This window comes from Streptomyces sp. JL2001, from assembly GCF_050917515.1.
In the GTDB taxonomy this organism is placed as follows: Bacteria; Actinomycetota; Actinomycetes; order Streptomycetales; family Streptomycetaceae; genus Streptomyces.
Genome location: NZ_CP169421.1, coordinates 179,322 through 191,019, shown reverse-complemented (window position 1 = coordinate 191,019; position 11,698 = coordinate 179,322). Strand labels below are relative to the sequence as shown.

Here is an 11,698-nt window from a genome sequence, read left to right as displayed (position 1 = left end):
GTCCGGGGGTCAGTCGAGGGGAAGCGCTTGGTGAGCGGCCACGATGGCGTCAATGCGGGCGGCGAGGTCGAAGTCGGCTCGGGTGAGCCTGTAGTCCGCGTCGTGCGTGGTGATCGAAAAGCGAACGTGGTCCATGCGCAGGTCAATGTCGGCGTGGTGGCCTATTCGGCGTTCACGGTCGGCGACGTGCACGATGACCGCGACGCCTGCGTGGTACCGGAGCGGGTAGGTGCGGTGGATGGTTTCGCCGTCCCGCAGCCATCCGGGAACGGTGGCCAGCTCTGCGCTGATTTCTGCCTCTGTCAACGGCCGTGGTACGTCCATGGTCAGGTCCCTCCGGTCACGGGCGTGAGGACTTCCGCCAGCTCGCGCCCGACGGTGGCATCTTGCCACGGCAGTATGGCCTGCTGAAGGGCGGTCATCTCCCGTCGCATGCGCGCAGAGCCGGTTTCCACGGCGATCGTGGCAACGGCCCGTGCGATCTCCAGTGCCTGCTCCGGGTCACCCGTGGTCGCCACAGCTGTGGCGTGGCGGGCCATGTACACGCCGCGGTCCCGTCGGGCCGTTGCAGGGACGATGTGGAGGATCTGCTACCACAGGGCGCCTGCTTCCGCTCCGAGCCCGAGACGTCCGTAGCGGTCGCGCGCTGCACCTCGAGGTAGCCGGGCGTCCGTTTGCAGGCGTTGCCCCAGGGCAGGTCGTCGTCCACTCGCTCAAGAAGGCCCGCAGCGGTGTCGATGAGCTGGTCGACCGCCCGTCGGTCGCTGGTGAGGCTGGCGCCGTGAGCTTGCTGCTGCAGGGGTCGGGACCTTGCCAGGGCGGGGCGCCGATCGTGCTGGCGATGCCGAGACGTCGTACGCCCCACTCCTGTGCGGCCTCGACGACGTTGAGCAGTCCGCCGACGGCCTGCCGGGTCGCTTCGCCGGGCGAGTCGGGGACGGGTGGCCAGGGGCGGGAGCCGGCCAGGTGCACGATGCCGGTGATGTCGTGGTGGCGGCCGACGGCGAGGAGGGTCCTGCTGCGCGGACAAGAGGCAGTGGGCCTGCTGCACGAGGGCCTGGACCTCGGCGCGCATGGCCAGCGCGCGGGTGGTGGGAACCATGCTGCGACCGGTACGGACCAGGATCTGGTCGCCCGTGACCTTGCGGATGCGGCCCAGGGAGCGACTCGTCGCCGGTGCGGTGACGTGCAGGCGGGCCGCGGCTCCCGCGACGCTTCCCTCTTCCAGCAGCGCGTCCAGAGCCGTGAGCAGGTTCAGATCCAGTTGCATCCCGGTAACTCTAGAGGCAGCAAGGATGCAGGCGGCCAGCTGTTCCCGGCTCCAGCAGAGCCGGTCACCCCATACGCGGCACCCGCATCGGGGCCGGCACACCTGGCGACGTTGCTCCGTCGCGTGGCCGGTCTCGGCGACGGTGGCGCAGAAGCCCCGGCCACGCAAGCTCGACGGTCGTGCGCATGCACCCCGAGTACCTTGATCGGCAGGTCGTTCGATCGAACGTGGCGATCGACCCTCACTCGAAGGAGTGGCTGTGGCCTGCCGGACCAGTCCGGAACGACGGGAGCCGCGAATGAGGACGTCGACACCGTCCAGTTGGGGATGGCGGGGTCGATGGCGCGCCGTCACCACCGGCCCTTTGGCGGCGCGTAGGTCGTGTCCCTCGCTTCGGAGCGGTGGCGAGGGTCGCGGCCGGGTCGCGAGGACTTCATCGGTCCACTCCGTGGAGTCCTCGCGACCGCTGCCCGGCCGTACTTCCTCTTCGCTCCGACGGGGCCCGAACCTGGAGCCCGCCCGGGCCGGTCCGGTGGGCGTCGTCGTCGCGGAGCCCGCGGCAAGCGAGGCGACCGTCGTGGGCGGGCGGCATCGTCACCGCTGACGGGGGCGATCGTGGGCGTGGCGATAGGACTAATGCGAGCCATTCGGGTCGATATGCGCACATCCACCCGTCCAGTTTGGGAGCGGCGTCGAAACATCCGTGGACTCGCCTCGACCAACGGGCGGGCCACCATCGAACGGAGCGTTTCGTGCGCACTCGTATTGCCGTCGCTGCCGCAGCCGCCGCCGCGGTCTGCGTATCCTGCATCGCCCCTGCCCTGGCCACGACCGGTACCGACGCGACCGACGCGTTCGGGCCGAAGGGGTTGCGCACCAAGGGCGGACTCGTCAGCGTCGGACTGACCGGCGACCAGCGACTGGTCGGCTTCAACGTGGCCGACCCCGGCGACACCTGGTCTTTCGGCAAGATCACCGGTCTGTCCGGTGACACCGTCTTGGTCGGCATCGACTTCCGCGTCCAGAACGGCAAGCTGTACGGCGTCGGCGAGAAGGGCGGCGTCTACACGCTCGACAACGGCGCCAAGGCCGTCAAGGTCTCCCAGCTGACCGTCGCCCTCCAGGGCCGGCACTACGGCATCGACTTCAACCCGGCCGCCAACCGCCTGCGCGTCATCAGCGACACCGGCCAGAACCTGCGCCACAACGTCGACGACCCCGCTGCACCGCAGACCACCACCGTCGACGGCACCCTCACCAACCCCACCACCCCGCCGTCCACCGCCCTAGGCGTGACCGGCGCCGCCTACACCAACAACGACCTCAACGCCGCCACCGCCACCACGCTCTTCGACATCGACACCACCAACGACCGCGTCTCCCTGCAGTCCCCGGCGAACGCCGGCACCCTCGCCCCCACCGGCGGCCTCGGAGTCAACGCCGGTCCCTCCGCAGGGTTCGACATCTACTACCGCGCCTCCGACGGCTCCAACCAGGGGTTCGCCACCCTCGCCACCGACGGCAAGCAGCGCCTCTACCGTGTGAACCCGCTCAACGGCAGCGCCCGCCTCGTCGGCTCCTTCCCGGCCGCGCGCCAGGTCGTCGACGTCGCCCTCCCGCTCGACCAGCGCTGACGACGCTCCAACCCGCCGGCGAGCCGAGCGGGCTCGCCGGCGGGGGGAGGGGGAGCAGGCGGTGCCGTCCGAGTGGGCGGGTGCCCGTCGACGCCGTGTCGGCGGCGGAGTCGGCGAAACGAGGTGCTCACCCCGTCGGCCGATGAATTCGGCGTCGCTGCCCGGTCTGCATGCTCAAACGCCCGATCACGACCGCGCGGAAGGTACTCCTCACATGAGCAAGGTGGTCCTGCACGTCACCATGTCGCTCGACGGCTTCATGGCAGGTCCCGATGTCAGCGTGGAACATCCCATGGGCCGGGGTGGCATGCGCCTGCACGACTGGATTCTCCACACACCCACCAGCGACGTCGACGCCACGGTGAGCGAGGAGATCTCAGCCTCGACAGGTGCCGTCGTACTGGGCAGAAGGACCTACGACGTGGGAGTCGAGGTCTGGCAGGACACGCCCTTCCCGGTGCCCTGCTTCGTACTGACGCACCACGCGCGAAGCCCGCGCGTCATGAAGAGCGGGGCCTTCACCTTCGTCACCAGTGGCCTGGAGAGCGCGCTTCAGCAGGCGGAAGCGGTGGCGAACGGGAAGGACGTCACACTGATGGGGGCGGACGTCGCCCAGCAGGCGCTCGGCGCGGGACTCCTCGATGAGATCAACCTCCAGCTCGCACCCGTGCTCCTGGGCGAAGGACGTCTACTCTTCGAGCATCTGGGAACGGATCAGCTCGAGCTGGAGCGGACCAGACTTCTGTCGTCACCGCTCGTCACGCATCTGCGTTTCCGGGTCCTCCGCTCCCCGAGCTCGTCGGACGGGGCTGCCTTCGACCGTGGTCCTGACACCGGCAGCCGACAGAACTGAGGGCAGGGGAGCCCGGCTGTCGGCATCCCGAGTCCGCCGCTCTTCTCGTTGAACTGGCAAGGCACTTCACGTGCCTGGCTGGGATGCCTCCGTCTTCTGCGCATCGCTGTCGCCAGGAACCGGCAACCGAGCGCCGTACGTTGAGCCGTGGGCATCCCGGGTCGGCAGTCCCAGGCTCCGCCGGAGTTGCCCGGGCCTCAGCGCAGAGCGGCGGCGACCAAGCCTTCGAAGCCTTCGCGAGGAACGTCGCTCCCGCGGAGTAGCCCGTCGAAGACGACTCCGTCGACAGGTGCCGCGGGGGCCGCCGTACGGGTTCCGGGCGAGCGCCAGGGCTTCGAGGCCGTCGGGAGGTGTGGGGGCCACGGCTCTGCTGGTGCCCGGCGCGGGCTGTCGAAGCCGGTGAAGGTCGCCGTGCCGGACGAGACGTCGCAGCTCCTTGGGGACCGCAGGTCGGGCGGTGGAGCAATTCCGTGGCCGGAAGGCGCGGCACGCCTTCTGGTCCCTCGCTCACCAGCTGGGCCAGGAGCGTGGCACTGTGCGGCGTCGAGCCGCCGTCCGCCAGGGGCGGAGGGGTGTCCCATCTGTCCGAGTGCCTGGCCGTGGTCGTCCGTTCTCAGGCAGAGAATAAGCGCGGAAGGTCGCCATTGTCGGGTTCTTGGGGATCAGGGTGTGCCGTGGGATCGGGCACGGTGGGCTTGAGCGTGCGCCCACTGACTCGCTCGGTGCCGACCGGCCCCGATTCGGGACCGGCTCCCGCCGCCGTCTCCACCGGGTCGGCGAGGGGGCCAGGCCGTGACCGCGCGTTCAAGAGGAGGTCACGGGCCGGTCAAGACTCCATGGTCTGGAGTATCGAGCTTCTTCCTCGGGACACCGGTCCCCTGCGTGCATCCCGAGGCACGTGCTTTCAACAGTGTTTCTGAGGAGGGCTCAGCCGGAGTAGCTGCCTCGGACGATGCTGTCGCCCGAGTGATCGGGTTTTCCGTTGTAGGGCTGTACGGACACGTCCACCAACGAGTACTCGCTCAGGTCGATGTTGTCGGGGATCGGCAAGGTGGCATGGCCGTCGGCGTTGAGGACGCCCATGGATACCAGCTTGGTGTGCGTGCGGTCCATCAGCCAGACTTCGAAGTAGCCGGAGCTCTTGGGCAGGTCCTTGACGGTGATGTTCAGCGCCCGGTTCTCACCCTTGCCGTTCAGGCTGGCGTAGCCGGCCGACGGGCTGCGCAACGATTCGAGACGTCTGCCCTCGGAGCTCGTCTGGCTCGTCGATGAATTCTGAGTGACCCACCAGGTGACAGCGCTGCCGGATGCCGCGCCCAGTAGTGCGGCGCAGGCTGCCAGAGCGACGCTGAAGCGGCGCACGCGCTGCAGTGGCTTGGGCCGGGAGTCGCGGACAGTCTGTTCGTGGTCGGGGGCTGCCGGCGCGTCGGGCTGAGTGGAGAGGTCCAGCTCCGAGGCGATGGAGTTCCAGATGGCGTCCGAAGGGGGCAAGAGGTCGCCGCCGGCGGCGTCGGTGGTCGACATGGCCGTCACCACCCGGCGCAGCGTGTCGAACTCCTGTCGGCACCGATCGCATTCGCGCAGGTGGAGAGAGGCCGCGGGGTCCGTTTCCTCGCCGAGGGCCATCATCGCCAAGGTCTCCTCATCGGTGTGCTTCACCGTCCACCTCCAGCCGCTTCTTTAGACGCATCAAACCGCGCCGTGTATGGGTCTTGACTGTTCCGAGCGGCAGTCCCGTGCGCTCGGCGATCTGTGACTGTGTCATGTCTTCGTAGAAGGCCATCTTGAGCACGAGTTGCTGCTGCTCGGTGAGGCACTCCATCTCTTGGGTCAGTACCACGTAGTCGAGGACGGATTCAGTCGCTGCTGCCGACCGTGGGGAGACCTCTGCGGCCGCGGTGGCGGCTTCGACGTCTCGCAGGTGCCGAGTTCGACGGCTGAGCGCGTCGGCCACCTTCTTGTGGGTGATGCCGACCAGCCAGGTCTTCAGAGAGCCGCGGCTCTTGTCGAAGGTCTTTCGGCTGTTCCAGGCCCCCACGAAGACCTGTTGGGTGACGTCCTTGGCCTCTTCGGCGTCTCCGAGTTTGCGCGAGGCGATGGTGAAGACAAGCGCGCCCCAGCGGCGGTACGCCTCCCTGAGGGACGATTCGTCGCCGTGGGCGAACCCTTCGCCCAGTTGGTCTTCCGACACTGTGGTCACGACCGCAACACTAGCCGCAAGCACCTGTGCGCCGCCCCATGCCGTCGTCACTTGCTGACCTCCGCTGCCGTGACGACAAGATTGTTCTGGTAGCCACCCTGATTCGGCAGATACGGTCCGGCGCAGGTGATCAGCGTCAGCACGGCGGGACCTGATCGGTCGAACACTCCGGATTCGGCCAGGACCTTCTTGGGCACGGTCTTCCGGGCGATGATCTCGTAGGTGGTGACGGTGCCGTCCTTGCGCTCAACCAGCACCCTGTCTCCACTGCGCACACGGGTGAGGCCCAGCAGGACCCCGAGCCCGCGGCCTCGGGAATCGATGTGGCCGACGACGACCGAAGAGCCGCCACCGGTACCTGGTGCTGGGGAGAAGCGGTACCAGCCGACCCGTTCCGGATCCTCCGGGACCTGCATCTGGCCGTCGCGGTCCACGCCCACCGGATCGATCGGGGCCTGGAGCTCGATCCTCGGAATCGACAGCCTGCTCGGCAGAGAGGCGGTGGGCGAACCCGTCCGGGTCGATGGTCGGGCGGGGTCGGTCGCCTTGGGGGGTGAGGATCTTGGTCGCGCGTCGGCGCTCGGGCTCGTCCGGCGCTGGGGAGATCCGAAGTCATCTGCGCTGGAGGGGTCCTGAGCCCAGACGGTGGCGATGAGAAGGAGGATTGCGGACATGGTGAGGCCGATGAGGGCCGCAGCTATCCCGAGGATCTTGCGGCCTCCTGCGGTGGGCATGCCCATGGTCGGTCGACCCTTCGATGCTGGAGGCCGTCAGGTGTGGTCACCCGGGTGGATGGGAACCACCGCCTGACGGCACGTCCATGGTGAGAGATGTCGCGGATCAGCTTGCGTCGTTGCGGCGGCGGAGCAGGACGGCGGATGCGCCCAGGGCAAGTACGGCACCCAGGGACAGCGCGCCCAGGGTCATGCTCTGGTTGTGAGCCGCGGCCTGGCCCGTTTCGCCCGCGGGAACCCCGGACGGTGCTGAGTGCATGCCGCTGATGGCTTGTGTCTTGAGCGCCAGGTTCTTGTCGGTGGCGCTGCCCCAGGCGTAGACGACGGTGTTGGTTCCCTCGGCGAGGTCGAGGGTCGCAGGCCCGATCGCCACGGTGTCGGTGCCGGCCAGGACCACGTCTGCCGACACTGTGCCGGCGGCGACCTCACCCTTGGCTTCCTTCGGGTTCTGCAGGTCCTTGAAGACCGCCGCACCGTTGGCCCGGACGTCGACGGCGGGGGCCGCGGCGACATGGCGCACGGTGAGCCGCGCCTTCCCGGCGGGAATCTTGGAGGTGTCATTGACGAACGCGTCGAGCGCGGGCTTGCCGTCGGCCGTCAGGTGGGCGACCAGTGTGGCGTTGGCGCCGGCGGGCACGTCCACGGTCTTCTCGATCGCCGGTGTGCCCTTCGGACCGTCCCCGTCCTTGAAGATCTTGATGTCGTACGAGCCGGCGTCCAGCTTCATCGGGTCGGTGAGCGTGCCCGGAGTGAAGTCGGGGAGCAGTTCCTTGTCCCCCGCATAGACGTCCACGGTGAGGCCGGGAACAGCGTGCAGCACCGTCACCGTGGCTTGCTCGCCCGCAGCCTGCGGCTGAGCGAAGGCGGGAGCGGCGGCGGTGACGGCCAGTACGACGGCGGTGCTTGCCGTGAGAGCCGCACCAACGGAACGAGTGTTCATAGCGATCATCCTCATCCGGTCGAGAAGGTCTCGAACTCTGTGTGGGGATGCATTCCACGACGGACCGCAGATCGGTTTCACCCATGCTTGAATCTTCGACGTCGTCAGGAATTGGGGCGTACGCGACCGCATGTGCCGGGGGTGAGGTCACTCCTTGACCACGCGCGCCGATCGCACGCAGGCCATCGGCAAAGCTTGCTGGAGGATCCGGCCGACGACCGTGGGTGCAGGGGGCGGAGTCTTCGGCCGTGCTGCGGAGGGGGCGTGAACCGGCGCGCCCCGGTGGCCGCGTGATGATCAGCTCTGCTCATGTGAACGGGTGCTCGTCCCCGAGGCTTTGAAGTCCGGGAGTCTGCCGACCTATCGGAGTGGCAGGCGGGTCGAGTCAGGTGGTCGAGGGCCCGCGTCCGGCCCATCGGCGAACCGGACGCGGGCCCGCGCCCTCCCTAATCGATGGAGGCCTTGACCTCGGCCTTCTGGTTCTGCGTGAAGGGCTGCGTGTGTGCGGGCTCGGGGTGTTCTCGCGCGATGGCGCGCCCCATGCGGCTTGGCCACCAGACCGCTGGACCGATCGCCCTCACCAGTGCGGGGACGAGGAGCGAACGCACCACGAGGGTGTCCAGCAGCACGCCAAAGGCGACGATGAAGGCGATCTGCGCCAGGAACGCGAGCGGGATGACGATGAGCGCTGCGAAGGTGGCTGCCAGGACCACGCCTGCCGAGGTGATCACGCCGCCGGTGGCGATGAGACCACGCAGCATCCCCTGCCGAGTTCCCAGCCGAAGGGTCTCCTCGCGAACGCGAGACATCAGGAAGATGTTGTAGTCCACTCCCAGGGCGACAAGGAAGACGAAGCCGTACAGGGGTACGGAAGCGTCCGTCCCTGAGAACCCGAAGCCGTGCTCGAAGACCAGCCCGGCGATACCGAGGGTGGTGAGGTAGTTGAGGCCGACCGTGGCCACCAGCAGCAGAGGCAGCAGCAGAGAGCGAAGCAGGACGATCAGGATGACGAGGATGATCGCGAGGACGACGGGGATGATGACGTTCTTGTCGTGCTCCGCTGTGCGCTGCGTGTCGACCTGCTGCGCGGTGTAACCCCCCACGCGGGTGTCCGCCGCGGTGGCATGCAATCGGTCGCGCAGGTCGTCGATCGTCTGCTTGGCTGCGTCGCTGTCCGGTGCGTCCTTCAGGACCGCGTCGATGCGCACTCGGCCGTCGACGACGAGGGGCTGCCCGTCGGACGTCCCGGCGACGACTTGCGCACCCGCCACGCCGGGAGTTCCGGCAGCTGCGGCGCGCACTGCCGCCAGGTCCTCGGCGCCGGCGATGACGACGGCCGGCTGGCCGGACCCGCCCGGAAAGTGCTTGCCGAGTGTCTGCTGCGCCGCAACGGACGGTGCGTCGTTGACGAACAGTTCGTCCAGAGGGACCCCCTTGGACTGCAGGGCAGGGAAGAAGGCCGCTCCCAGCAGGAGGAAGCCCGTGCTCGCCATCAGTAGCTGACGGGGCCGCCTGTCGACCCAGCGCGCGACCTTGCGCCACACTCCGTGACCACCTGATGCGGCGTCCACCGACCGGGGCTTCGCGGGCCAGAAGGCCACCCTTCCCATGAGGGCCAGCACGGCAGGAAGGAACGTGAGCGTCGTCAGCACGGCGCACACGATGCCGATGGCGCCGACCGGGCCCAGCGCCTGGTTGTTGGCCAGGTCGCTCAGGAGCAGAGCGAGCAGCCCCAAGGCCACGGTCGCCGCGCTGGCGGTGATGGCGCCGAAGGATCCACGCAGAGACGCCCAGGCAGCCGCCGTGCGGTCACCGCTGTGGGCGAGCTCCTCACGGAATCGCGCTGTCAGGAGCAGCGCGTAGTCGGTCGCGGCGCCGATCACCAGGATGGACAGGATTCCCTGCACCTGGCCGTCGACGCGTACAACATCGTGATCGGCGAGCACGTAGACGATGGCGCCCGCGACACCGAGCGCGAAGACAGAGCTGATGATGATGACGAAGGGGAGCAAGACACTGCGATAGACGAGCAGCAGGATGATGAGCACGGCTGCCAGGGCAACGCCGAGCAGGAGGCCGTCAATGCCGGCGAACGCCTTGCCGAGATCGCGCTGAGTCGCCGCAGGTCCGGCCAGCTGAATCCGGGTGTCCGGAACCTTGCTCGCCGCGACCTCGATCTCCTCGAGGGCGACCGCGAGTTCGTCGCCCAGATCCGTGCGCAGCGGCACGACTCCCTGCAGCGCCAAACCGTCCTGCGAGCGGAACGCAGGGGAAGGCCGGCCTTCGACGCCGTCGGTGCCTACCAGCGACTGCAGTGCTCCCGTCGCCGCTGACAGCTGCGCCTCCGACACCTTGCTGCCGTCGTTCGTGGTCCATATGACGATCGCGGGAAGTGACTCCTGCTGATCGAACGCCGCCTGTTCCTCGACCACTCTCGTCGACTCCGCGTTCTGGGGCAGGAAGGCTGCTTGATCGTTGGTGGACACCTCGCCGAGCTTGCCGGCGTAGGACCCGAAGGCTCCTCCCAGGCCGAGCCAGACGACCACCAGGACCAGGGGGATCAGCCATCGGATGGGTTGACGCGTGCTGTTCATGAGCTCCCCAACGGGAAAGGCGTGACAAAGAATCTTGACCGTAAACTATCTCAATGATTGAGTAAAACAATGCTTGAGGTATGCAGCCAACTGTCCTCGGGGCCCGGAGGCCGCACCAGTGGCCTGGCCGCCTACGGAGCGCTGCTGCGCGACCTCCAACGAGAGCTGAACTGCAGCACTCCCGACTGCGCCCAACAGCACCAGCTCCGTGCGACGGACGTCTGTGACCTTCGGTGATCATGGACGCCGCGACGAGCTGTGGGGAGCCCGTGACTCCCTCGCGCCTCAAGCAACAGCAGGGCCTCACCGCCGGGGCGGTGACGGCCTGCCTCGATCGGCTGGGGCGTTCCCCTCGCACCAGCCGTGTCCGCGCCGCGGTGGAGCGGTCGTGCCGGGTTGAGCCGGCCCCTGCCGGGCGGTCCGTAGCGGCCCGGTTTATGACGAAACCGATAGTTCGACGGCTTGAAGTGGCCCCGGGTGTGGGGTGGCGTGGCCCGCCGGATCTGCCACCTTCCCGCGCTGGAGGAGTCGGCTGATTCGCATGCGGCAGAGCGCGACGTCGTGGTGCCCAGAGGGAGGGTCCGTCGCGGTGGGTGTCACCGCGGCCACCCCAGGCAGCAGCGGCAGGCCCAGGAAGGTGCCGTCTCCGTGCGGGTACGCCCCCTGGGTGCGCGGCATCCAGTAATCGGAAGCCGAATCGTTCGACGACGAGTCCGAGGTCCTCCTCGTACTCCGGTCACGCTTGGGTGCGTCCATGGCGGGTGGCTGAGCGACCGAGGCGCTGCCGACCCGAAGGAGCCAGGGAAGCCCTGCGGGCCTTCCCCGGGCCCGGAGGAGAGCGCGCCTGCAGTGGCTCTTCACCGTGCCCAGGGGGATCCCGAGCCGCTCTGAGATCTGAACGTGCGTGAGATCCTTGAAGTAGGCCAGGAAGAGCACCTCTCGCTGCTGCTCACTCAAGGCTGCCAGAGCCTGACGGAGGGCCAGCCTCTGAGGGACCAGCGAGTCCGCGTCCAGTGCGTTCTCCAGGTGCCTACCCTCGCCCATCCACCTCTCGACACGAGCACGCCGACGCGCCGCACCCACCACGGCGTTGGTGGCTTTGTGGACCGTGATGCCGTACAGCCACGCTCCCAGGCTCCCGCGCTCAGGGTCATAGCGGTCGAAGCGGAGCCAGGCGTCCAGGAACACCTGCTGAACGACGTCCTCGGCCTCGTCCGCCCCGCGCAGCCGCACCTGAGCCCACCGGAGCACCTGCCCCGACCACCGGCCGTGGATCTCGGCGAAGCGGTCGGCGGTGAGCGGGACCGGCGAGCGGTCCTCCGAGGTGGAGGGCGGCGCCTCGTCGGCGAGCGGCTGATCGAGCTGCGCCTGAGTGTGTGGTCGAGGGGGGTGTCGTGTATCGAGGGTGCATGGGGCGTCCTTGTCGGACACGCGATTCTCCGCACGGCAGACCGGCAACTAATGGCGGGTCGA

Annotated in this window: 9 protein-coding genes and 1 pseudogene; 2 read left to right on the top strand and 8 right to left on the bottom strand. The window is 68.4% G+C overall.

Annotated features, from left to right (window positions below):
• Nucleotides 1-9: 9 nt before the first annotated feature.
• Nucleotides 10-324 (bottom strand): 4a-hydroxytetrahydrobiopterin dehydratase, encoded by a 315-nt coding sequence (locus ACE1OA_RS00875; protein WP_386542542.1) that lies wholly within the window; start codon nt 322-324, stop codon nt 10-12.
• A 688-nt stretch (nt 325-1,012) separates the two neighbouring features.
• A pseudogene (locus ACE1OA_RS00870) lies at nt 1,013-1,270 on the bottom strand (LysR family transcriptional regulator); the annotation flags it as partial.
• 752 nt (nt 1,271-2,022) lie between these two features.
• Here ACE1OA_RS00870 and ACE1OA_RS00865 point away from each other — a divergent pair.
• Both ACE1OA_RS00865 and ACE1OA_RS00860 read left to right on the top strand, forming a co-directional pair.
• Nucleotides 2,023-2,904, top strand: coding sequence for a DUF4394 domain-containing protein (locus ACE1OA_RS00865; protein ID WP_356606265.1), 882 nt, complete (start codon nt 2,023-2,025; stop codon nt 2,902-2,904).
• Nucleotides 2,905-3,118: 214 nt separating this feature from the next.
• Complete coding sequence (locus ACE1OA_RS00860) at nt 3,119-3,757, top strand: dihydrofolate reductase family protein (protein WP_356606263.1); 639 nt, start codon at nt 3,119-3,121, stop codon at nt 3,755-3,757.
• A 927-nt stretch (nt 3,758-4,684) separates the two neighbouring features.
• Here ACE1OA_RS00860 and ACE1OA_RS00855 read toward each other — a convergent pair.
• The 6 genes from ACE1OA_RS00855 to ACE1OA_RS00830 all read right to left on the bottom strand — a co-directional run bounded on the left by ACE1OA_RS00855 (nt 4,685) and on the right by ACE1OA_RS00830 (nt 11,656).
• Nucleotides 4,685-5,416: an anti-sigma factor gene (locus ACE1OA_RS00855; protein ID WP_384867158.1), complete on the bottom strand. Its 732-nt coding sequence runs from the start codon at nt 5,414-5,416 to the stop codon at nt 4,685-4,687.
• Nucleotides 5,400-5,957 (bottom strand): RNA polymerase sigma factor, encoded by a 558-nt coding sequence (locus ACE1OA_RS00850; RefSeq protein WP_356606259.1) that lies wholly within the window; start codon nt 5,955-5,957, stop codon nt 5,400-5,402. The genes ACE1OA_RS00855 and ACE1OA_RS00850 overlap by 17 nt, the downstream gene beginning before the upstream one ends.
• 47 nt (nt 5,958-6,004) lie before the next feature.
• A complete protein-coding gene (locus ACE1OA_RS00845) occupies nt 6,005-6,697 on the bottom strand; it encodes a class F sortase (protein ID WP_432752016.1) in 693 nt (230 codons plus the stop codon).
• A 100-nt stretch (nt 6,698-6,797) separates the two neighbouring features.
• Entirely contained in the window at nt 6,798-7,631 is an 834-nt protein-coding gene (locus tag ACE1OA_RS00840) for a DUF4397 domain-containing protein (protein ID WP_384867156.1), read from the bottom strand.
• Nucleotides 7,632-8,077: 446 nt separating this feature from the next.
• A complete protein-coding gene (locus ACE1OA_RS00835) occupies nt 8,078-10,225 on the bottom strand; it encodes an MMPL family transporter (protein WP_432752015.1) in 2,148 nt (715 codons plus the stop codon).
• Nucleotides 10,226-10,660: 435 nt separating this feature from the next.
• Nucleotides 10,661-11,656 carry an RNA polymerase sigma factor gene (locus ACE1OA_RS00830; protein ID WP_432752014.1) on the bottom strand — a complete coding sequence of 332 codons (996 nt, stop codon included), beginning with the start codon at nt 11,654-11,656 and terminating at the stop codon, nt 10,661-10,663.
• Between the last annotated feature and the right edge of the window lie 42 nt (nt 11,657-11,698).